Raw genomic sequence first — 20,797 nt, 5'->3', positions numbered from 1 at the left:
GATCATGACCATGCCCGGCCTGCCCCGCACCCCCGCCTCCGAATCCATCCGCCTCAACGACGACGGCCTCATCGAGGGCCTGTTCTAGGGGGCATCGCCCGGCATTTTTGAACTGCAAAAGCGGCGAAAGCCCGTCCCTCAACGGGGCGGGCTTTTCCATGTCCGGGCGTCGCGCGGGGCGGCGCCAGAGCGGGATGCAGAAGGGTTGAAACGCGCGCGACTGTGCTTGAGCGGACCTTGGGCATTCTGGCGCGGCGGCTTGGCCTTGAGTCCGCGCCGGGTGCTTGGCTCGTAGTTCGCTCAGGACTGTTTCAGGCCCTTCGCTACTTGCTTTACACCTCGACGATTATCTTGCCGTAAAGGCCGCCCTTCTCGACCGCCTCGTGCGCGGCGATGATGTTGTCGAGCGTGAAGCGGTCCTGGATATTACCCTTGAGCCAGCCATCCGACAGGCCGTCGGTGATCTCTCCGATCGCCTGTTCGCGGAAATCGCAGGGCTGTTCCGAGCCCGAGATGAAATGCACCGTCAAGCCGTGGACCTGGAACATCAGCACCGGCACGCGGGGGAACATATCCTCGACCGAGCCGACGACGACCACGCGGCCATGCTTGCGGACGTATTTGGTGTAATCGGCGCAGTTGGCCCCGAAGTTGAGGTCAATCGCCGCGTCGAACCCGGCCTTGCCGCCCTCGGCGCGGAAGGCATCGAGATAGTCGGGGTCGGTGTAGCGCAGCGTATGATCGGCCCCGGCGGCAGTCGCGGCGGCGGCCTTGGCGTCGTCACTGACGCTGGCCAGCACGCGCGCGCCGCGGCGTTTGAGGAACTGGATGGCGAATTGGCCCACCATGCCGCCGCCGCCCTGCACCAGCACGGTCTGGTCGTGCACGTCCCCCAGCACCGACACCGACCGGTGACCGGTGAGGGCGGGCACGCCGAGGGCTGCGCAGATGTCCCGCTGGCCCTCGGGCAGGGTGTCGGGCACGGGCACGGTCTGGCTGGCGGGCAGGACCGAATATTCTGCCGCTGTGCCGAAGGGGCGTTTCCACTGGGCGTTCCAAAGCCACACCAGGTCACCGGCCTTCCGGTCTGTCACGCCTTGGCCCACCGCCTCGACATAGCCGTAGCCGTCGGAATGCGGGATGACGATGGGAAACATCTTGTTGCGCCCGGTTTCGCCCGCGCGCCGTTTCACATCGGCCGGGTTGATGCCGGAGTGGACGATCCGTACGCGCACCTCGCCCGGGCCAGGCAGGCGGGCGTCGAATTCATCCACGGCGAGGACGGCATTGGCCTGGCCGGTCTGCATGTAAAAGGCGGCGATCATCTTGAAACTCCAGCGTGTTGGGCACCCGGGGGGAGGACGGGCGGATGGTCAGGCACAGATCTCTTTGAACCGCATCAATTCGCGGAAAAGGTAGAGACCCTGGTGAGAGGTGTGGTGGTCGATATCGATGGTGGGTTTGCTGTGCAGTACCTTGGTGGCGTTGAGGCTGCGGGCCGCGGTTTCGAACAGGGCGGCGTCTTGGGTGATGACGCTGACAGCCAGCGCCGTGTGGCCCTGCCGTTCCTGCGAGGAGCGGTTGAAGAGCGCCACCGGATCCTCGTCGTCGCCGTAGGGCCGTACCGCGCAGACCGGATAGGGCATCTCCTCAAGCAGCAGCGCGTCGTCATCTCCGGCCTCGACCACCAGGATGTCGGTGTCGTAGAGGACCTTGGATCCGCCGATCTTCATGTCGGTCACGCGGCGGCCATCGCTGGCCAGCCGACCGATATCGGTCGCCGGATGTTCCGGCGCGCCACGAGTCAGGGCGTCGGCCTGTCGGGTCAGGTGGCCCAGAAAGGCGGGCATCATCGCCTGCGGCACAAAGACCTTCTTGGTGGAATAGCAGCGGTTGCCGCGATCCTCGGCCACGCCTTTCAGCACGATGCGCGCGGCGGTTTCGGGATCGGCATCGTCCAGCACCACCGCGCCCGACCGGCCAGACAGGAAGGCGATCTTCTTGTGGGTCATCGCCACCTCGGCGGAGCCGTAGATCGTCTGCAGGGTCGCATCGGCGCCATAGATCACCGATTGCGCGGTGTTGCCGATCAGCCGCGCGGTGAGCGTTGTGGCGTCCTCGGCGGCTGTGTCGATATAAAGCAGATCGGGGACTTGCAGGCCGTACTCCATCAGCCTGCGCAGAAAGAGCGTGGGGGCCAGCGGTTCGTATTTGCTGCCCTTGGCGATTGTGCGGGACCCGGACAGCAGCATGTGGCTGAGCGCGAGCGGCCCGAGGGCGCTGGCATCCCCGGCCAGCACCAGCGTCGTACTGAGCCCGCCACGCCAAAGGCCGGTATCGGTGCGGTAGCCGTCGGGTCCGGGCGTGCCGAGCCGGGCGACGAACGCCGGGATTTCGGCCAGCCAGGCGTTGAGGCGCGCCATCGACTCGCCCAGGTAGGACCGGGTGCAGCCGACGCGGGCGGAAATCAGGTCCATGTCGGCGTCGGTGATCCAGTCGGCATCGCGGCCCACCTGGGCCAGCACCTCGACCACGCGGGACAGGTCGTTGGCGGGGCGATTGCGGGCGGATTTCAGCGCCATCGCGATGTCGCGCGACGTGGCGGCGGGGATGGTCCAGCCGTCGAAGTCAAAGCTGTCGCGGACCGGCTGAACCCGGTTACCGATGATCGCGGCGATGTCGTGGCGCCCAGCCGCGACGGGGGGCATCATCTGGTTCATAGCGCCACCTCGGTCGAGGCGCAGCCGCGTTGCAGGCGCGCCATGTCTTCGAACCGTGCGATGTCGGTCAGCCGGGGCGTGGTCAGGCCGCAGGTGCAGGGGCCGGTGTGGACCGTCGCCTCGTCCCCCACGACGTAGCGCAGGTAGCGGCTGCCCGAACGCAGGGCGGTGGCCACGACCAGCCCGCGTGCGCCGTTTGCGACCGGTCGCCAGGTTTCGGGGTCCACGACTTCGGTATGCACGGGCCCGCCGGTCAGGTGCAGCCCGCCGTGCTGGCAGCGGACGGCGGCGATGCCGACCTCGGCCGCGCCGTACCATTCAACGATCTGGATGGGCGGTTTCCCGGCCATGTCGGTCGCCTCGTCCAGCTGTTCGCGCAGGTCGAAATCGCCCGAGGTCGCGGCCCCGGCGGTGATCACCGTGCGGATGGTCCGCCCGATGACGTTGTCGAAATCATGCTCCAGCAGGTCCGCGATCGACGCGCCCTTGGACACGACGCCGGGGCTGAAGGGCGGGGCGGCAAGGCAGGTGAAATCCCCCAGCGTGCTGAAACCGAGGCTGAGCTGGGTGATCACCTCTTCGGGGGTGACGGCGGTGTGGTGCCGGTTCAGCACCAGCGATCCGAGCAGCGGGAAGGCGTCGTTGATGAAACGCCCGGCGGAATGGGTCGAGGCGAAGCAGTTGAAGACCCGCGCAAACCCCGCCGGATCGGTGCCTGCCATCATTCGGGGCAGGGTATCGCGATAGGCGATCCAGTCGGACTGGGTGTACATCGACAGCTTGGGCGCATTGCCGGAACTGGAACTGGTCTGAGAGATGCGCACGATGCGGTCGGGTTCGGCGAAGCGGACGGCGCTGCCGTCGCGGATCGCGTCGGCCAGCGCATCGGCCAGGATCGCCTGCGGCCCGGCAGAGCTGACCTCGGCCGAGGTCAGAAGCGGCACGTCGGCAAAGCTGCCGATGCTGCTGGCCGAAGGCAGGCCCGCGCGGGTCATGCGTTCGCGGTGAAAGCTGCACAGGTCGTGGCAGTCGCGGGCATATTCCAGAAGCGCGTCCGGGTGCGAAGGGGTGCCTTGGGTCATGTCGTCGCTCTTTTCAGGAATGTGGAAAAGTTGAGGTCGCCGCCGGTGCCGGGAACGCCTGTGCCGGGCAGGCCCGCGCGGGTCTGGTGATCGCTGAGGTGCGGGCCGGAGTCCGCCGCCATACCGTCAAGCAGGCTGGGCACGCGCGCGGCGGGGTCGTCGGGAAAGTTCGGCGGCAGCAGAAGGGCCAGCGGGCGCAGCGGGCTTTGCGCATCCGCGTCGATGCGGGCCAGCCAGTCCTCGTAGGGAACACGCGCGACGGGCGGTCCTGCGGCGGTGAGGTGCTGCGCGAGATCCGCCATGCTCAGCGCCGACTCTCCGACCAGATGCAGTGCCGGAATGTCGGCCCCGCCCTGCAGCGCCGTACCGACAATGGCGCCGGCGACGTAGTCCACAGGCGCGATGGACAGACGGATGCCGATGTCGGGCAGCGCGCCGACGCGGATCGACCCGGTGATGAAATGCGTGAGGAAATCCGCGTGATTGCCGTGCCCGGTGCGGCTGTCCCAGCCGATCAGCCCGGGGCGGTAGATCGTGGTCTGCAACCCGTTCTCTGCGGCTTCTTGCAGCATCAGCTCTGCCGCCAGCTTGGTCTGGGCATAGCCCTGCGCCGCGCCGAATGCGGCGATCCGGGGCGGCGTGTCCTCGGTCACCTCGGCCCCGGCAAAGGCAGCGGGCGAGAACACCGCCACGGTCGAGACATGGTGCATTCGCATGCCGAGGCTGGCCAGATGCAGCAGGTGGCGCACCGACAGCACGTTGGCGCCGCGCGCCTGCATGTAGCGGTCGGTGAAATTCACCCGGGCGGCACAGTTGATGATCGTGTCGGCCTGGGCGATGCGCGGCAAGAGGCCGGGCGTGTCCTGCAGCGACCGGCTCAGGTCATGGGCCAGCACGCGCAGCCGCGACAGGTTGGCGATGGGCGCACCCGTGTCCTTCAGCGCCGCCAGAACCCGTGCTTCGGCCTCTGCATCGTCGCGGCCCCGGGTCAGGCAGGTGACGCGCGGGCCGCCGCTTTGCAGGAGTGCGGCCAGCACGTGCACGCCCAGGAACCCGGTGGCTCCGGTCAGCACCACGTGCTGCACGGGGGCGGCGGCGGGGGCGGGGGCATAGACGATGTCGCGCCCCAGGGCCGCATCCGCCGCGATCTTCGCATCGACCTCGGGCGCGCCCTGCTGCAGCATTTGCAGCGTCACGGCGCGTTTCTGTCCTGTTGAGATCAGTGTTTGCATCTGTCCAGTCCGTCCTGATTGCAGCGGTGGCCCGCCCTTAGCGAATGATCTTGCCGGTGGCGGTTTCGGCGATGGCGTCCACGAACTCGATGGCTCGCGGCACCTTGTTTTTCGACAGCTGCCCGCGCAGGTGCGCCAGCAGCCCGATCTGGTCGATCTCGACCCCCTGGGCGGGCACGACCTTGATGCGGATGGCCTCTCCGGTGGCGGGGTGGGGCATGCCGTAGGCCGCGCTTTTCACCACGCCGGGAAAGGCGTTGACCGCAATCTCGACTTCGGTCGGGACGACGTTTTCACCGTTCACGATCACGATGTCCTTGAGCCGCCCTGAGACGTAAAGCTGCCCGTCCTCGAAACTGCCCAGATCGCCGGTCAGGAAATAGTCGCCCGAGAAAGACTTGGCGGTGGTTTCGGGATCGTCGAGATAGCCGCGCATCATCGACGGCGCGCGCACTGCAATCTCGCCCTTGCCGCTGGCATCGGGCTTGACGATCTTGACGTCGACCATCGGCACCTTGGCGCCCGAAGATCCCGGCGGGGTCAGTGCGGTGCCCGGCTGGTCCATCGTGGCCAGAATGTATTCCGAACACCCGTAGCCGTTGCGCACCTCGATCTGCGGATGGCTGTCGACGATCTTGGTGATCGCGGCGACGTTGGCGGGTGCGCCGCCGGTGATGATCCGGCGCAGCGTGCTCAGATCGAAAGACCGGATGTCGCCCGCGGCCAGTGCCGACAGGACCGGCGGCGGCGCGTGCATCAGCATGATGCCGTTCTCTTCGAGCATCTGCAGCGTTTCGGGGTAGGAAAAGCTGGTCAGCACGGAGTGGCAGGCGGTCAGGCTGCCGGTCAGGATCACGGCGACCTGGCTCCAGACGTGGTAGATCTGGTTGACCGACAGCACCTTGTCGCCGGGCATCAGGCCAAAGCTGGCGGCGGTGTTGTCGGCGGCGGTCAGCAGGCTGCGTTGGGTGTGCACGATCCCCTTGGGCAGGCCCGTGGTGCCCGACGAGAACACGATCGAGGCGACGTCGTCGGGCCCCGGGGTGGTCCAGATCGTGTCGTCGCAGGACAGGGTGCGCAGGTTGGTGGCGGCGGTGCCGCAGTCGTCATCCGCAAAAAGCGGCACCAGCGGCAGGTCGCCGTGATAGGCGGCGCTGATCTTGTCCAGCCGGTCGGCGTTGAAGACATGCGCCTTGGCCCCGGCGCGGCCCAGCGTCTGGCGCAGCTGGTCGCCGTCCAGATCGCCGATGGCGACGGGCACGGCGCCCAGTTTCCAGATCGCCCAGAAGCTGGCCCAGGTCCAGCGCGAGGCGGTCATGCTGATCACGACCCGGTCGCCCGACCCCACGCCCGCCCGGCGCAGCCCGGCGGCGATGCCGTCGGAAATTCGCGCAAGCGCGCCGAAGCAGACCGGTCCGTCGGCGTCCTGAAGAATGATCCGGTTGGCGTGTTTCTGGATCGCGTATTTCAAGGCGTGTGGAATTGAGGGAAAGTAGGTCATATTCGGATTTTCCATATATTCGATATTCGGATGACGGCAGTATTTATACAGGCTGAAGCAAAGTCTGTTCGATGGCGTTCATGAGATCGCGGAATGTGTGGATCTGCAATTCATCGTCATATTGCAGCGGCGCGCCGATTTCCTTTTCGATGCCCAGCTGAATAAACATCATGTCGCTGGAATCGAGGCCGACATCATCGCGAAGGCGTGTATCATCGTCAATTTTATCAACAGGATAAGCGACCAGCTCTGCGATGCGGTCCTTGATCCAGTCGTCCGAGATTGTCGTGTTTCCCATATTCCTTGCCTCAATAGGTCCAGCGGATAGGAATTAATTAGGGCTGTTGCAAAGCACGTGTCAACGACAACCAGAGCGGGATTAAGGGGCGCGAAAAAATACCATATTGAGAATTATTCTGTGACAGTACGTCATATTCGGTGGGATATTGATATCGACCCGGCTATTCCTTTCGGGAGCGATTTGGTGCCAGTCTTGCCAGGGTCCGCCGAATTGCCGGATTCGCGGGCAGAATGAAAACTCAGGCCCCGGGCCGGGGTCTCTTCACGAATCGAAGATGCGGCTTGGGGGTCAGTCGCGGACGGCGGCGTGGGTCACGATCTGGCAGAAATTGTCGACCATGCGCCGGCCGAAATGGGTTCCAAAGCTTTCGGGATGAAACTGCACGCCAAAGATGGGCAGGCTGCGATGGCGCAGTGACATAAGCTCTGCCCCGTTGGCGGCGAAATCCGGATCGGGCAGGGTGTAGGATGTCGCGTCGATCACGTCGGGAATGCCCGCGTCGGTATCGGCCAGGATCGAATGATAGCGCATCACCTGCGCGCCTTGGGGGATGCCGTCCAGCACCGGATCGGCGGCGCGCAGGTCAAGGCGGCTGGTCTTGCCATGGACCGGCATGGCGGCCTGTTTCAGCCTGCCGCCGAAGACGTGAAAGATGCCCTGGAAGCCCAGGCAGACGCCCAGGATCGGCAGGCCGCGTCCGCCGTGGGTCAGGATCAGATCTGCGTTGCGCCCGAAATAGCGGGGGTCTTCGGCGCTGCCCGGCCCCGGCCCGATGATCGCGCCGTCGAAATCGCCGCGCGCGACCAGAGGCAGGAAATCGTCGTCGTTGCGCATCACCGTCAAGGTGCAGGCCGGGTTTTCCTCGAGCATGTGCACGAGATTGAAGGTGAAGGAATCGAAGTTGTCGATCAGCAGGATGCGGAACGGTTGATCGGTCATGGTCAGTCTGCCCCGAATGCGGCGAGGGTGGTGCGCATCGCCGCCAGCTTGCGCTGCACCTCCTGGTATTCATGCGCGGGGTCACTGTCGTAGACCACCCCGGCCGAGGTCTGGGCGAAACAGTCGTCGCCGTTGCAGAACAGGCTGCGGATCGGCATGCAGAAATCGCAATCGCCGTTGAACGCAAAGCGCCCGACAGCCCCGCCGTATGGGCCACGCGGCTGTGCCTCGTTTCTTTGGATGATCTTGACCGTCTCGATCTTGGGCGCGCCGGTCACGACGCCGCCGGGCAGGATGCAGCGCAGAACGTCAAAGGCGGTCTTGCCCCGCGCCTGCACCCCCACGACGTTCGACACGATGTGCTGCACATGGCTGAACTTGATCAGGTACATCAGATCCTCGACCACCACGGTGCCAGGCTGGCAGACCATGGAAATGTCGTTGCGGTGCAGGTCGACCAGCATGTTGTGTTCGGCGATTTCCTTGGGATCGGACAGCAGCTTCCGGGCCAGGATCACGTCCTCGGACGCGTCCTTGCCACGGTGGATCGTGCCCGCGGTGGGGGTGGTCAGGACGCGCCCGCTCTTGCTGCTGATCAGGATCTCGGGGCTGGCGCCAAAGAGCTCCTGCTGGCCGAATTGCAGGTAGTACATGTAGGGGCTCGGGTTCACCTCGCGCAGGTGGCGGTAGAGCGTGAACTTGTCGCCCGCCACGTCAAAGCGGGATTTCATCCCCACCTCGGCCTGGAAGGAATAGCCCTGAAAGATCTTCTGCTGGGTGTCGGCCACCTTTTGCAGAAAGCTGTCGCGGGTTTCGGAGTCGCCACGGTAACGGGTCGTGACCGCGCCGCCTGCGGTGCCGTCCATCTGCGCGATCATCGCGCGGACCTCGTCTGACCGGTCGGCACCGAAGGTGTAGTAGCTGAGCGATTGCGTGACGGTGTCGAGGATCAGACCGTCCAGGTACAGCCCCAGCCGGAAGGTTGCGAAATCGGGATGTTCGGCCAGATCGACGGCGGGTTCGAAATAGTTCATCGCCTCGTGGCTGAAAAATCCGATCAGCCCGCCCTGATGCGAGCGGCAGCCGCGATCCATGCGCAACTGCGCGATGTGGGTGTAAGGGTTTATGCCGTCGATCCGCAGTTCCGCCACCCTTTGGCCGGTCATCTGCGCGATCGTGTCGGGGCAGCCCGTAAGGGTCAGCGTATCGTCGCGCGCCAAAAGTTCGACCGCCGGAGCAAAGCCAAGAACGTGAAATCGGTCCTGATGGCGCGGATGCGACACGGATTCAAACAGATAGCACACCGCGTGGCTTTGCTTCACCCGCCAGAACAGCTCGAGCAGGTCGATGTCATGGCCCAGCACCATCTCTTGCGGGCTGTGGGGCATCCAGTCGAGTGTCATCGGCGGCGGGCTGGCTGGCGTCATCGGAAGTGTTCGCTTTTAGGTTGCGTGGCGCGGTGGTCGGGCAAAGCGGCCGGACTGTCAAGATCAGGCCTGTATCGGGCAGGCCCGGGGCGGCAAAAAGGCCCGGAGCAGCGCTGCCGCCGCTCCGGGCCCAGGGGGGCCTTGGGGGAGGAACCTAGGCCGTGGCAAAAAGCAGGCGCGCGCCCAATCCCATGAAACAGGCGGCAAAGCCGTAGCGCATGGCGCTGAGCGTGCCGGGCTGGTTCAGGATGCGCTGCCGCGCGAAGGACGCGCCCAGCCCGTAGACGATGAAAACCGCAAAGGTGATCAGGGTGAAGAAGACCCCCAGCAGCAGCATGTCGAGGGTGGGTGACAGGCTGTCCGGGCCGATAAACTGCGGCAGGAAGGCCAGAAAGAACATCGACAGCTTCGGATTCAGGATGTTGATCAGAACCCCCCGCATCACGATCGCGGTGAAACTGGCAGTGTCTTCGGTGCCGACCTCGAAACGGCTGCGGTCCTTCAACGTCTGCCAGGCCAGATAGACGAGGTAGCAGGCGCCCGCGTATTTCAGCAGGCTGAAAAGCGCGGGGCTGGTCTGAAGGACGGCCACAAGCCCCAGCACCGCCGCCGCAAGGTGCGGCAGGGTGCCCAGCGTTCCCCCCACCGCGGCGGCGAAGGCCGCCCTGCGCCCCCCCGAGATGGCACAGGCGAGGGTATAGACCACGCCCGTCCCGGGAGAGATGCAGACGATCAGCGCGGTAAGGAGGAACTCGGGGCTCATGACCGTTCCTTTCGCTCAGAGTTTCAGGGTGTCGATGACGAAATCAATGTCCTTGTCGCCGCGCCCGCTGAGGTTCAGCAGGATCGACTGGTCAGGGGACATCTTGGGCGCCTGACGGATGGCATAGGCCACCGCATGCGCGCTTTCGAGCGCCGGAATGATGCCTTCGCTGCGCGAGAGCGCCATGAAGGCGTCAAAGGTTTCCTGGTCGGTTGCGCTTTCGTAGCGGGCAAGGCCCATGTCCTTGAGGTGGCAGTGCTGCGGCCCGACGCCGGGGTAATCGAGGCCCGAGGCAATGGAATGGACCGGCGACGGCTCGCCGTCTTCTTCCTGAAGGTAGTAGCAGCGGAACCCGTGCATGACGCCGGGCTTGCCCAGGGTGAGCGTGGCGGCGTGTTCCTTGGTATCCAGACCCTTGCCCGCGGGTTCGATGCCCACAAGCTGCACCTCGGGCGCGTCCAGAAAGCCCGAGAAAAGGCCGATGGCATTCGACCCGCCGCCGACGCAGGCCGCCACTTCGGTCGGCAGGCCGCCGGTCATTTCGGTGAACTGCTGGCGTGCTTCCTTGCCGATGATCGACTGGAACGACTGCACCATACGGGGGTAGGGCGCGGGGCCGGTGACCGACCCGATGGCGAAGAAGGTGTTTTCGGGGTCCTTCATGTACGAGATGAAGGCGCTGTCGACCGCGTCCTTGAGCGTGGCCGTGCCCATCGACACCGGCACCAGATCGCAGCCCAGGATCTTCATCCGCGACACGTTGGGGTGTTCCTTGGCGATGTCCACGGTGCCCATGTGGATTTCGCATTCCATGTCCAAGAGCGCGCAGGCGGTGGCCAGGGCGACGCCGTGCTGTCCGGCACCGGTTTCCGCCAGCACGCGCTTCTTGCCCATGCGCTTGGCCAGCAGTACCTCACCGATGCAGTGGTTGATCTTGTGCGCGCCGGTGTGGTTCAGATCCTCACGCTTGAGGTAAATCTGCGCGCCGCCTTCGGGCGACAGGTTGCGGGCGTGGTAGACGGGGCTGGGGCGGCCGACGTAGTGCTTGCGCAGCATCATCAGCTCGGCCTGGAATTGCGGGTCGTCGACGCATTTGTCGAAAGCGTCCGAGATTTCGGCCAGCAGGGCGGCGATGCGCGGGTCTTCGATGGGCCCGCCCCATTCGCCGAAAAAGCCCTTTGCGTCGGGCGCGAGGACGGCAAGTTGACCGTCGGTGGTTTCAGCTCTGATGTTCATTTGGTGTCTCCCTTGAGTGCTTCAGGTGGTTTCAGAGTTTGGGTTTCGTGCGTCAGTTGTGCTGATCTGACCCGACCCTAGCGACTGGCGGGGTGACTTAGTGTTGAATTATTTGCTAATCGGTGATGTCGGAAAAATTCCGTCACCCAATGCCATCTTGGGGAAATCTTGCAGGAATATTGCCGGTGAAACGATGAATGCGGTGCCGAATTGTGGGTCCGCTAAGGCCTTAATTAGAATGTGAAAAAAGGAGTCTTTGGGTGTGGAAAATGGCTGACCGCCGCAGACACGCGCCTGCGGCCTGCGACGATCAAGATGCGCTGAATTATTCGCTTAGGCGGCGCGCGATCAGGAATCCGTTCCCGCCAAGCGTGATCTGTTCGTCCTGCACATCGGCGAAACGTGACAGGAGGGTGTCGCCGACATTCGCGGTGTCGATCACGGCCTCGGTCAGCCCCAGGTTGAAAAGGCAGAGGATCTCACCGCCGCGCACAAATCCCAAGACAGGCTCTGACATATCCAAAAACACCAGATCACCGGCGCGCAGCGCAGGCTGGTCCTGCCGCAGCCCGATCATCTGCTTGTAGAAGGTCAGCACGCTCTCCGCATCGCCCTGCGTGTCGACCGCGCGCGCGGCTTCGGGTGGCAGGACGGGCAGCCAGGTGTCGGCGGCCGAGGAGAAGCCGGCATTGGGGGCCTGCGCCTCCCACGGCATGGGGGTGCGGCAGCCGTCGCGGCCCGGGTTGTCCGGCCAGAAGGTCTTGCCCTCGGGGTCGACCAGCTGATCGTAGCTGAGTGCGCTTTGACCCAGGCCAAGCTCTTCGCCCTGGTAAAGGCAGATCGACCCGCGCAGCGACAGCAGCAGGGCGGCGGTCATCTTGGCGAAATCGTCCTGCGTCACCGCGTGATCGGACCAGCGGCTAACGTGGCGGGGCACGTCATGGCTGGAAAACGCCCAGTTCGGACAGCCCGCGTAGGCGTCGCGAAACATCGCCTCGATCTGCTTGCAAAAGAACGCGGCGCCATAGGGTTTGTGCATCAGTGCGGTGTGATAGGCCTGATGCAGCCGCCCGGGTGCCGTGTATTCCTGCAGCCGTTCAACCGGGTAGTGGCTTTCGCCGATCTCGCCAATCAGGGTGCGGGCCGGGTACGAATCCGTCAGTGCGCGCACACGCTCCATGAACGCCAGGTTTTCCGGCTGGTTCTTGGAATGCACCGGGTATTGCATTTCATAGGTCTTGTAATCCGGCTCGGTCTTGTCGCGGAAATCCGGCGGGTTGTCCCGCAGTCCGGCGTCATGGACATAATGATTGACCGCGTCCAGCCGGAACCCGTCGACCCCCTTGTCGAGCCAGAAGCGCAGCGTGTCGAGCGCCCAGTCCTGAACCTCGGGGTTGTGAAAGTTGAGATCCGGCTGCTCTTTGAGAAACTGGTGATAGTAATACTGGCGGCGGCGGACATCCCAGGTCCAGGCCGGGCCGCCAAAGATGGATTGCCAGTTGTTGGGTGGCGATCCTTCGGGCTTGGCATCGGCCCAAACGTACCAGTCCGCCTTGGAGTTCTGCCGCGACGACCGGCTTTCAAGGAAAAACGGATGCGTGTCCGACGAATGCGACAGCACCTGGTCGATGATCACCTTGAGGCCGAGCGCATGGGCGCGTGTCACCAGCGCCTCGAAATCCGCCATCGTGCCGAAACTCGGATCGACGCCGCGGTGGTCGGCCACGTCATACCCCATGTCCGCCATCGGCGAGGTGAAGAACGGCGAGACCCAGATCGCATCCACGCCCAGGCCCGCGACATGGTCGAGCCTGCGGATGATTCCCTTCAGGTCGCCATATCCGTTGCCAGTATCGTCCTGAAAACTGCGCGGGTAGATCTGGTAAGTGACTGAACCGTTCCACCAATTTTCATCTGCTGTCATGTCAGAACCTCCGTCTGGGGTATCGAAATTTCATTACCGAAACGTTTCGGATCACTAATTTCTTGACCTATCTTCCGCCGCAACGCAAGCCCCTCATCGAATTGGAGGTCTCGTCATGGCAACGCTCAAAGACATCTCGCGCGCCGTTGGCCTGTCGGTGACGCAGGTCAGCCGGGCCCTGAACGACCACAGCGATGTGAGCGAGACGACGAAGGAACGTGTGCGCGCCGCGGCGAAATCCCTGGGCTACAGCCCGAACCTGTCGGCGCGCAGGCTCAAGTCCGGGCAATCCGGGCTGGTGTCGATGATCGTGCCGCCGCGCTCGGAAACCGTGGAGCTTGAGCTCTTGATGGAAACCGTCATGGGGCTGTCGTCGGAATTTTCCAAGCGCGGATTGCAGTTCGTGCTGAATGTGCTTGCCGATGGCGAAGACCCGGCCGAGGCGCATGCGCGGATGATGGGGGGCCGGTCCGTCGATGGCATCGTGATCACCGACCCGCAGATCGACGACCCGCGCATCGCCCGGCTGCAAGCGATGGACGCGCCCTTCATCGTGCATGGTCGGGATCGTCTGGAGGCGGAGTATCCGTTTGTCGATATCGATCATCGCGGATTGGGCTTTGCCCTGGCCGAGGCACTGTTGGGCCGGGGCTGCCGATCGCTTGCCCTCGTCGACGGGCCGCAGGATCGGCCTTATGTCCGCTTGCGCCGCGAAGGTGTCGAGGCGGCGCTGGCGGAGCAGGGGCTGGTACTTAATCCGGCGCTCGTGCTGCCGGGGGTTATGACCGAACAGCGGGGCAGGGCCGCCGCGGAACGCCTGCAACACGCCGACGGGATCATCGCCGGGAACATGATGCTGGCCGCCGGGTTGCGGGCTGTTCTTGGCCCGGTTCCGATCGGCGCGCATGACGACGATATCCTGCGCTATGACGCCGAAACCGTCGGCGGGCCGTTGATCCGAACCCGCGCGCCGCTGTCCGACGCATGGTCGCCGCTGTGCGCCGGTTTGGCCGCGGCGATTCGCGCAGAACCGGTCACGCAAACCATTCTGAACGTAGACCTAATTTCCGACTGAGCGCAGCGTCATTGACAGATTTGCGCCTTTGAGGCAGGTTACACGGCAACCGAAACGTTTCGGATAGCTCTTTTTGTTCCTTGGGAGGATCGCATGACACGTCGCGCACAACTTCTTTCGGCCAGCACCGCACTGGCCCTGACACTTGCCCCTGCCGCATTTGCGCAGGACCTGATCCAGCCCATCGGCGAGGGGCCGTTCAACTGGGCCGCCTACGAGGCGTTCGCGGCCGACAACGACTTCTCCGGCGAGGTGCTCGAGGTGCGCGGCGCCTCCACCGGCGAGGACAAGACCAAGCTGGACAACCTGTTCGCCTATTTCGAGGCCGCCACCGGCGCCGAGGTGCGGCTGTCCGGATCGGACAATTTCGAGCAGGACATCATCATCGCCGCGCAATCGGGCACCCTGCCGGACATCGCCATGTTCGCGCAGCCGGGGCTTGCTGCCGAAATGGCGGGCGACGGGTTTCTCACGCCGCTGCCCGACAGCGACCGCGCCTGGTTCGAAGAGAATTTTGCCGCCGGATCGTCCTGGGCGGATCTTGTCACCTATGCCGGCGAAGACGGAGAGCAGCGTATCTACGGCACGATCTTCGGTGCCGATGTGAAATCGCTGGTCTGGTATTCGCCGATCGCATTCGATGAGATGGGGTATGACATCCCCGAAACGATGGAAGAGCTGAAAGAGCTGACCCAGCAGATCGTCGACGACGGCGGCACGCCCTGGTGCATCGGCCTGGGGGCCGGCGCGGCGACCGGCTGGCCCGCGACCGACTGGGTCGAGGAATTCGTCCTGCGCACGCAACCGGTCGAGGTCTACGACCAATGGGTCCGCCACGAGATCCCGTTCGACGATCCGCGCATCGTCGCGGCGTTCGAGGAATACGGCTGGTTCGCCCGCAACGACGATTTCGTCCGGGGCGATCCCTCGACCGTGGCCACGACGGATTTCCGCGACAGCCCGGCGGGTCTGTTCTCGATCCCGCCCGAATGCTACCTGCACCGGCAGGCATCCTTTGTGCCGAATTTCTTTCCCGAGGGCGTCGAGGTCGGCGCGGATGCCGATTTCTTCTACTTTCCCGCCTATGAGAGCGAGGATCTGGGCCAGCCCGTTCTGGGGTCGGGGGGTGTCATCTCCGCGCTCAATGACCGTCCCGTGGCGCGCGCCTTCATCGAGTTTCTGAAAACCCCGGTGGCCCACGAAATTCAGATCAGCCAGGGTCAGTTCCTGACGCCGCACCTTGGCGCGTCGGTCGACGCCTATGCCAACGAGACGCAGCGCCAGCAGGCGGACATCCTGACCTCGGCCACGACCTTCCGGTTCGACGGCTCTGACCTCATGCCGGGTGAAATCGGCACCTCGGCCTTCTGGGAGGCGATGGTGGACTACCAGACTGGCCTGTCCGCCCAGGACGCCGCCGCCGAGGTCGAGCGGCGCTGGTCCCAAATGCGGTAGCCAGGCAAGGGGCCGCGATCGGCACGGCGTGCGAATCCCGCATGCGCTGAGACGAGGGCCCACCTTGTGCCAAACGCTTCATGTCCCCGGCCTTGATTGGCCGGGGCATCGGTGTTTCGACTTTTCCACTCGTGGCGTTGCGGGCTGGGCGCGTGGCAGGCTAGAGCCGCTTCAAACGTGAATGCAGCTGCGACAGTTCTGTGTTCAGGGCATCGATGTCCTCCTGGGACTGCCCGGTCAGCGCAAAGTCGTAAATAATCTGCACTTCTTCGAAGGCTTTTCTGCGCAAGGCTTCTCCTTTTTCGGACAGGCTCACTTCGGTCACGCGGCGATCCGTGGGGCGGACGCGGGTGGTGGCGAGGCCATCCTTGACCATGCGCTGAACGACCTTGGTCGTGGTGTTGAGCTTTTGCGCAGAGTGCTGCGCGATCTCGGACACCGACAGATAGCCATCGTCATAAAGGCTCATCAGGGCGCGCCAGCTGGCGATGTCGATGCCAAGATGCTTGAGCCTGCGCTCCAGCGCGTTCTCATAGGCCGCGTTGATCTGGCTGACCCAATAGAAGGGCCAGTTTTCCTTGAAATCTCCCGCGTCGATGTTGGGCCGCACGTCTGTCCTCCTTCGTGATGTGCGGCGCATAGCTCTCATTTTTCCACCACTTTGTAACGTGAAAACAGACATGAAAATTGAAGTTTCCGAGGGAACTGGCAAGGTTTGGCGGGACGGCTCGGGGCTCACATCAGGTTGGGGATGAAGAGGACCAGCCCGGGAAAGGCCAGCACAAGGATCACCCGCAGGATGTCCACGAAGAGGAACGGAAACAGGCCCTTGAAGATCGTGTTCAGGCTGACATCCTTGACCACCGATTTCAGGACGAACGCGTTCAACCCGACCGGCGGCGTGATGTAGCTGAGTTCGGTCACGATCACGACATAGATCCCGAACCAGATCAGATCGTAGCCCAGTCCGGCGACGATGGGATAGAAAATCGGCACCGTCAGGGTGATCATGGACAGCCCTTCGAGCACGCAGCCCAAGGCGATGTAGATCAGCGTGATGACCATCAGCGCGGTCAGCGGATTGCCAAGGCCCGACACAAGCGTCTGGATCTCGCGGCTCATGCCCGAAAGGTTGACGTAATTGGCGAAAACCAGCGCGCCGAACAGGATCAGGAACATGCTCGCGGTGGTTTTCGCGGTGTCGTAAAGCGTGACCCAGAGATCGCGCAGGCTCAGCCGTCCTTGCAACAGGACAAGCAGAAAGGCACCGCCGGCCCCCATGCCCGCGCTTTCGGTCGGGGTGAATACACCGAGGTAGATGCCGCCCATCACGAAGACGAAGAGCCCCAGCGCTCCCAGCACGCCCTTCAGCGCGGCGAACCGCTGGGCGAGCGGTAGCCTGGTCTCGGTTTCGAGATCCAGATTGCCAAGGCTGACCGACAGCCGCACCGCGCCCACGTAAAAGAGAACGCCGATGATCCCGGGAACAAGACCGGCGAGGAAGAGCTTGCCGATGTCCTGCTGGGTCATGATCCCGTAGAACACCAGGATGACCGAGGGCGGGATCAGAATGCCCAGGGTTCCCCCCGCCGCGATGGCGCCGGTGGACAGGCCGTCAGGGTAGTTGTAGCGCCGCATCGACGGCATCGCGATCTTGGTCATCGTCGATGCGGTCGCGAGCGAGGAGCCGCAGACCGACGAGAAGCCGCCGCAGGCCACCACGGTCGCCATGGCCAGCCCGCCCTTGCGGTGACGCAACCATGCATTTGCGGCGGTGTAGAGGTCGTTGGCGATGCCCGACTGGACCACGAAATTGCCCATCATCAGGAAAAGCGGGAGGATCGAGAGGTTGTAGTGCCGGGCGTTGTCGAAAAATGTCTGCCCCAGCAAGGAGAGCGACGGTTCGATGCCGATGATCGCGGCCGTGCCCACGGTCCCGATCAGGGTCAGGGTCAGGCCGATCGGGACGCCCAAAAGCAGCATCGCGAACAAGACCGCCAGACCGATGTGCCATTCAGCCATGTCATGCCCTCCTGTGACGTGCCGCGACCGCCAGCGTGACGACCGCGGCGATGATGCAAAGCGCCGCAGAGGCATAGGCGACGGGGGCAAGCGGCAGTTTCAGGGTCGGCGTGGTGCCCGCATATCCTGCGATCTGGTCCCCGACGATCCATATCCGCCATCCGACAAGCGCCAGGACCGCAGCCGAGACAACGGCGATCAGCAGATCGAGAATTTTCGCACGCAGGCCTGAAAGGCGCGAGGTCACGATATCGACGGCGATATGGTCGGCGTCGATGCTTGCGGCGGGAAGGCCCATGAAGACGACCGCCGCCAGCAGCAGTTCGGTCAGCTCCGTCGCACCCGGCACCGGGGCGTTCATGATGTAGCGCCCCAGCACATCCGCGACGGTCAGACCCATCATGGCGATCAGACAGATCGCGCAGAGAACGCCGATGACGAGACGCAACGGGGAGGCACGTCCCCCCGTTGCGCCAATCTGAGCGATGCCCTTCATTGCGCGCTCAGCTTCTCGATCTCGGCAAGCAGCATGTCGTAGGCGGCCTGACCGTCGACACCCGCCTCGCTGGCCAGCGCCACGTTCGCTTCCACGACCGGCTGGACACGCTCTTTCAGGGCGGCGATCTCCTCGGCGGAAGCCTGGTAGGTCGTCAGGGTCGCGCTCAGGGCCTCATTCCCAGCGGCGTCGGCCTCGTTCCACATCTCGCCCGCGCGCCGCGCCAGGGCCTCGCCAAGAAGCGGCTCGATCAGCGCCTGATCCGCTTCGGGGATCTGGTTCCACTTGTTTTCATTCATCACCACCATGAAGGCGGTGTTATAGATGCCGCCTTCGGCCACGAAGGCCGTGGACAGAAGATCTCCGAGGCGGAAGAACTGGACCGATTCCGCGGGGAACATGATCCCGTCGACCACCTTCTGGCTGAGCAGCTCGTAGGATTTCGACGACGGCCCTTCGACCGGCACGGCGCCGAGGGATTGGGCCAGGTCATGGGCCACGACCGACCCGGTGCGCAGCTTCTGGCCGCTCAGATCGTCCAGGCTCGCGATCTGCTCGGTCGAGTAGATGCGGCCCGGACCGTGGGTGTGCACCGCCAGCACCTTCACCCCTTGATATTCGCCGGCGTCGGCCAGCATCGCGTCGTGGACGCGTTGGTAGGCAACGGATGTCGAAATCGCATCCTCGCCCAAAAACGGCATCTCGGCGAGCGCCGATGTCTTGAACCGGCCCGGGCTGTAGCCCTGGACGCTGTAGCCGATGTCGACAACGCCGTTCTTGACCAGATCGAAGGTCGCGGGCGGCGGCCCGAGCGGGGCAGGCAGGATATTGACCGTGATGCGGCCCTCCGTCGCGGTTTCGATATCGGCGACCAGCGGCTCGATGACGCCCGTCATGTAGGGGTGGGAGGGCGGCAGCCAGCTGTTGAGCGTCAGCGTGGTGTCCGAGATTGCGGCACCGGCCGACATAAGGGTCGCGGCGGCAGCGCCAAATACGGTGTAGGAGAAGAGTTTCATTGGTTTTCCCGGTTGGTTGGCACCCGTGGTCCGAGCCCATTGCAAGGCTGTTGCGCGAATGCGGTTGACGTTTGGTTCGATGCCGGATGTCCGGCGTCCCCTGCGCGGTTGACTGTCGTTTCCGCGTTCTGTGGGGGTTTATGCGGCACCGGCCTCCAGCTTGTGGAAGTCGCGGCTGAAGTAGACGAGGCCCCGGTCGAGGTTCTGCGCCAGATGCACGTCCTTGATTTCGCAGAACATCACGGAGTGGGAGCCTTGCTCCAGAACGGTACCTATCCGGCAGTCGAAGGCGACGTTGGCATCCCTCAGGACGGGCGACCCGGTGGCGCGGGTCAGCCAGTCGCCATGGGCAAAGCGGTCCACGCCTTCCACGTAGCGGGAAAAGACGTTGCAAAGCTCCTGGTGATAGGCCGTCAGCACGTTGACGCAAAGCACGCCGTTGCGCAGCAACTTGTCATGCACGAAGGACGTGCGGTTGACGCAGACCAGCAGGGTCGGCGGCGCATCGGTGACCGAACAGACCGCCGAGGCGACCAGCCCGTGCCTGCCCATGGCGCCATCTGTCGTGATCAGGTTCACGGCGGCGCCCATGCGGCTCATGCCTTCGCGAAACTCCATCTGGATTTTTGACGGTTCCATGTCTGATCTCCCTAGATATCCAGAACCAGCTTGCCCTTGCCGCGCGAACAGCAGGCGCAGAGCTGGTCCATGTCCTCGCGTTCCTCTTCGGTCAGGAACTGGTCGCGGTGGTCGATCTCGCCCTCCAGCACATCGGTGATGCAGGTGCCGCAGACGCCTTCCTCGCATTTGACCTCGATCTCGATGCCATGCTTGGCGAGGACCCGGACGATGGTGTCCTCGGGGCCGATCTCGACGGTGAGCCCGCTTTGCGCGCACTCGACCTCGAAACTGTCGCCCGAAGCATCCACATCCGCCGAGAAATATTCGCGGTGGACGTTCGGCGTGGCGTGACCCGCGGCCTCTGCATTGGTGATCACCCAGTCCATGAAGCCCTGCGGGCCGCAGACATAAAGATGGGTGTCCGCATCGGGCGCGGGCAGGTCACGCGCCAGATCCAGCCGTTGGTCTTCGTCCTGATCGTCGTGATGAAACACGACGCGATCGGCATAGGGGGCGGCGCGAAGCTGGTCCTTGAAGGCGGTCACGTCCTCGGACCGGGTGCAGTAGTGCAGCACGAAATCCTTGCCGAGGGCGTGCAGCCGTTCCGCCATGGCGATCATCGGCGTCACGCCGATGCCGCCGCCCAGCAGCACCGTCTTGGTGGCCGTTTCGTCCAGCGGAAAGTGGTTGCGCGGGCCTTCGATCTTGAACGTCGCGCCCTTCACAGCAGCCCGGTGGACCGCGTCCGACCCGCCGCGCGAATTGGGGTCCTTCAGCACGCCGATCTCCAGAAACCCGGTCTCGGCGGGGTTCGAGCAGAGCGAATATTGCCGCCACAGGTCCACATCCGGCAGGTAGACGTCCAGATGCGCGCCGGCCTCGAACCGGGCGGGAGCCTCCCCGCTTTCTGGCACCAGCCGGATGCGGGCGATATTGCCACGATCGTCGGTGCGGTCGATCACCTTGTAGATTTGAGATGCGGTCATG

General features: G+C 64.2%; 19 protein-coding genes. 2 read left to right on the top strand and 17 right to left on the bottom strand.

The features are described 5' to 3' along the window. Positions 1 to 332 precede the first annotated feature (332 nt). The 11 genes from ACOXXX_RS19785 to ACOXXX_RS19735 all read right to left on the bottom strand — a co-directional run bounded on the left by ACOXXX_RS19785 (position 333) and on the right by ACOXXX_RS19735 (position 13,125). Positions 333 to 1,325, bottom strand: a complete 993-nt coding sequence (locus ACOXXX_RS19785; RefSeq protein ID WP_422828352.1) for an NADPH:quinone reductase — start codon at positions 1,323 to 1,325, stop codon at positions 333 to 335. Between the two features lie 48 nt (positions 1,326 to 1,373). After that, positions 1,374 to 2,720 (bottom strand): aldehyde dehydrogenase family protein, encoded by a 1,347-nt coding sequence (locus ACOXXX_RS19780; protein ID WP_422828351.1) that lies wholly within the window; start codon positions 2,718 to 2,720, stop codon positions 1,374 to 1,376. Next, positions 2,717 to 3,802 (bottom strand): hypothetical protein, encoded by a 1,086-nt coding sequence (locus tag ACOXXX_RS19775; RefSeq protein ID WP_422828350.1) that lies wholly within the window; start codon positions 3,800 to 3,802, stop codon positions 2,717 to 2,719. The genes ACOXXX_RS19780 and ACOXXX_RS19775 overlap by 4 nt, the downstream gene beginning before the upstream one ends. Then, the gene (locus ACOXXX_RS19770; RefSeq protein WP_422828349.1) at positions 3,799 to 5,034 is read right to left on the bottom strand and encodes an SDR family oxidoreductase; all 1,236 of its coding nucleotides are present in this window, start codon (positions 5,032 to 5,034) and stop codon (positions 3,799 to 3,801) included. The genes ACOXXX_RS19775 and ACOXXX_RS19770 overlap by 4 nt, the downstream gene beginning before the upstream one ends. Before the next feature lie 37 nt (positions 5,035 to 5,071). Continuing rightward, positions 5,072 to 6,535, bottom strand: a complete 1,464-nt coding sequence (locus tag ACOXXX_RS19765; protein ID WP_422828348.1) for a class I adenylate-forming enzyme family protein — start codon at positions 6,533 to 6,535, stop codon at positions 5,072 to 5,074. 43 nt (positions 6,536 to 6,578) lie between these two features. Further along, on the bottom strand, positions 6,579 to 6,833 hold the full coding sequence (locus ACOXXX_RS19760) for an acyl carrier protein (RefSeq protein ID WP_422828347.1): 255 nt from the start codon (positions 6,831 to 6,833) through the stop codon (positions 6,579 to 6,581). A gap of 291 nt (positions 6,834 to 7,124) precedes the next feature. Further along, positions 7,125 to 7,775 carry an anthranilate synthase component II gene (locus ACOXXX_RS19755; protein ID WP_422828345.1) on the bottom strand — a complete coding sequence of 217 codons (651 nt, stop codon included), beginning with the start codon at positions 7,773 to 7,775 and terminating at the stop codon, positions 7,125 to 7,127. A gap of 2 nt (positions 7,776 to 7,777) precedes the next feature. Beyond that, the gene (locus ACOXXX_RS19750; RefSeq protein ID WP_422828344.1) at positions 7,778 to 9,202 is read right to left on the bottom strand and encodes an anthranilate synthase component I family protein; all 1,425 of its coding nucleotides are present in this window, start codon (positions 9,200 to 9,202) and stop codon (positions 7,778 to 7,780) included. A 154-nt stretch (positions 9,203 to 9,356) separates the two neighbouring features. Continuing rightward, positions 9,357 to 9,965 carry a LysE family translocator gene (locus tag ACOXXX_RS19745; RefSeq protein WP_422828343.1) on the bottom strand — a complete coding sequence of 203 codons (609 nt, stop codon included), beginning with the start codon at positions 9,963 to 9,965 and terminating at the stop codon, positions 9,357 to 9,359. A gap of 15 nt (positions 9,966 to 9,980) precedes the next feature. Further along, on the bottom strand, positions 9,981 to 11,201 hold the full coding sequence (gene trpB / locus ACOXXX_RS19740) for a tryptophan synthase subunit beta (RefSeq protein ID WP_422828342.1): 1,221 nt from the start codon (positions 11,199 to 11,201) through the stop codon (positions 9,981 to 9,983). A 325-nt stretch (positions 11,202 to 11,526) separates the two neighbouring features. Continuing rightward, positions 11,527 to 13,125: an alpha-amylase family glycosyl hydrolase gene (locus tag ACOXXX_RS19735; RefSeq protein ID WP_422828341.1), complete on the bottom strand. Its 1,599-nt coding sequence runs from the start codon at positions 13,123 to 13,125 to the stop codon at positions 11,527 to 11,529. Positions 13,126 to 13,240: 115 nt separating this feature from the next. On the opposite strand from ACOXXX_RS19735, the gene ACOXXX_RS19730 reads away from it, so the two are divergent. Continuing rightward, positions 13,241 to 14,200, top strand: a complete 960-nt coding sequence (locus ACOXXX_RS19730; protein ID WP_422828340.1) for a LacI family DNA-binding transcriptional regulator — start codon at positions 13,241 to 13,243, stop codon at positions 14,198 to 14,200. Between the two features lie 93 nt (positions 14,201 to 14,293). Beyond that, positions 14,294 to 15,655, top strand: a complete 1,362-nt coding sequence (locus ACOXXX_RS19725) for an ABC transporter substrate-binding protein (protein ID WP_422828339.1) — start codon at positions 14,294 to 14,296, stop codon at positions 15,653 to 15,655. Positions 15,656 to 15,815: 160 nt separating this feature from the next. On the opposite strand, the gene ACOXXX_RS19720 is transcribed toward ACOXXX_RS19725, so the two are convergent. The 6 genes from ACOXXX_RS19720 to ACOXXX_RS19695 form a co-directional block, all read right to left on the bottom strand. Beyond that, positions 15,816 to 16,337 carry a MarR family winged helix-turn-helix transcriptional regulator gene (locus ACOXXX_RS19720; RefSeq protein WP_422828338.1) on the bottom strand — a complete coding sequence of 174 codons (522 nt, stop codon included), beginning with the start codon at positions 16,335 to 16,337 and terminating at the stop codon, positions 15,816 to 15,818. 53 nt (positions 16,338 to 16,390) lie between these two features. Then, positions 16,391 to 17,677 (bottom strand): TRAP transporter large permease, encoded by a 1,287-nt coding sequence (locus tag ACOXXX_RS19715; RefSeq protein WP_422828337.1) that lies wholly within the window; start codon positions 17,675 to 17,677, stop codon positions 16,391 to 16,393. A 1-nt stretch (position 17,678) separates the two neighbouring features. After that, positions 17,679 to 18,125 (bottom strand): TRAP transporter small permease, encoded by a 447-nt coding sequence (locus ACOXXX_RS19710; protein ID WP_422828336.1) that lies wholly within the window; start codon positions 18,123 to 18,125, stop codon positions 17,679 to 17,681. 44 nt (positions 18,126 to 18,169) lie between these two features. Next, positions 18,170 to 19,189, bottom strand: coding sequence for a TRAP transporter substrate-binding protein (locus ACOXXX_RS19705; RefSeq protein ID WP_422828335.1), 1,020 nt, complete (start codon positions 19,187 to 19,189; stop codon positions 18,170 to 18,172). 138 nt (positions 19,190 to 19,327) lie between these two features. Then, complete coding sequence (locus tag ACOXXX_RS19700) at positions 19,328 to 19,828, bottom strand: flavin reductase (RefSeq protein ID WP_422828334.1); 501 nt, start codon at positions 19,826 to 19,828, stop codon at positions 19,328 to 19,330. An 11-nt stretch (positions 19,829 to 19,839) separates the two neighbouring features. Further along, entirely contained in the window at positions 19,840 to 20,796 is a 957-nt protein-coding gene (locus ACOXXX_RS19695; protein WP_422828333.1) for a PDR/VanB family oxidoreductase, read from the bottom strand. Position 20,797: the final 1 nt, after the last annotated feature.

It is taken from the genome of Thalassococcus sp. BH17M4-6 (genome assembly GCF_049323015.1).
GTDB lineage: Bacteria > Pseudomonadota > Alphaproteobacteria > Rhodobacterales > Rhodobacteraceae > Puniceibacterium.
This window is presented reverse-complemented; position numbering and strand designations above follow the sequence as displayed.

Bases quoted from the DNA above. Each gene is read 5' to 3' on its own strand.
- ACOXXX_RS19735 (WP_422828341.1), bottom strand. From the start codon at position 13,125: ATGACAGCAGATGAAAATTGGTGGAACGGTTCAGTCACTTACCAGATC.
- ACOXXX_RS19785 (WP_422828352.1), bottom strand. From the start codon at position 1,325: ATGATCGCCGCCTTTTACATGCAGACCGGCCAGGCCAATGCCGTCCTC.
- ACOXXX_RS19695 (WP_422828333.1), bottom strand. From the start codon at position 20,796: ATGACCGCATCTCAAATCTACAAGGTGATCGACCGCACCGACGATCGT.
- ACOXXX_RS19775 (WP_422828350.1), bottom strand. From the start codon at position 3,802: ATGACCCAAGGCACCCCTTCGCACCCGGACGCGCTTCTGGAATATGCC.
- ACOXXX_RS19765 (WP_422828348.1), bottom strand. From the start codon at position 6,535: ATGACCTACTTTCCCTCAATTCCACACGCCTTGAAATACGCGATCCAG.
- ACOXXX_RS19700 (WP_422828334.1), bottom strand. From the start codon at position 19,828: ATGGAACCGTCAAAAATCCAGATGGAGTTTCGCGAAGGCATGAGCCGC.
- ACOXXX_RS19770 (WP_422828349.1), bottom strand. From the start codon at position 5,034: ATGCAAACACTGATCTCAACAGGACAGAAACGCGCCGTGACGCTGCAA.
- ACOXXX_RS19760 (WP_422828347.1), bottom strand. From the start codon at position 6,833: ATGGGAAACACGACAATCTCGGACGACTGGATCAAGGACCGCATCGCA.
- ACOXXX_RS19730 (WP_422828340.1), top strand. From the start codon at position 13,241: ATGGCAACGCTCAAAGACATCTCGCGCGCCGTTGGCCTGTCGGTGACG.
- ACOXXX_RS19720 (WP_422828338.1), bottom strand. From the start codon at position 16,337: ATGTCTGTTTTCACGTTACAAAGTGGTGGAAAAATGAGAGCTATGCGC.
- ACOXXX_RS19705 (WP_422828335.1), bottom strand. From the start codon at position 19,189: ATGAAACTCTTCTCCTACACCGTATTTGGCGCTGCCGCCGCGACCCTT.
- ACOXXX_RS19725 (WP_422828339.1), top strand. From the start codon at position 14,294: ATGACACGTCGCGCACAACTTCTTTCGGCCAGCACCGCACTGGCCCTG.
- ACOXXX_RS19780 (WP_422828351.1), bottom strand. From the start codon at position 2,720: ATGAACCAGATGATGCCCCCCGTCGCGGCTGGGCGCCACGACATCGCC.
- ACOXXX_RS19715 (WP_422828337.1), bottom strand. From the start codon at position 17,677: ATGGCTGAATGGCACATCGGTCTGGCGGTCTTGTTCGCGATGCTGCTT.
- ACOXXX_RS19745 (WP_422828343.1), bottom strand. From the start codon at position 9,965: ATGAGCCCCGAGTTCCTCCTTACCGCGCTGATCGTCTGCATCTCTCCC.
- trpB (WP_422828342.1), bottom strand. From the start codon at position 11,201: ATGAACATCAGAGCTGAAACCACCGACGGTCAACTTGCCGTCCTCGCG.
- ACOXXX_RS19755 (WP_422828345.1), bottom strand. From the start codon at position 7,775: ATGACCGATCAACCGTTCCGCATCCTGCTGATCGACAACTTCGATTCC.
- ACOXXX_RS19750 (WP_422828344.1), bottom strand. From the start codon at position 9,202: ATGACGCCAGCCAGCCCGCCGCCGATGACACTCGACTGGATGCCCCAC.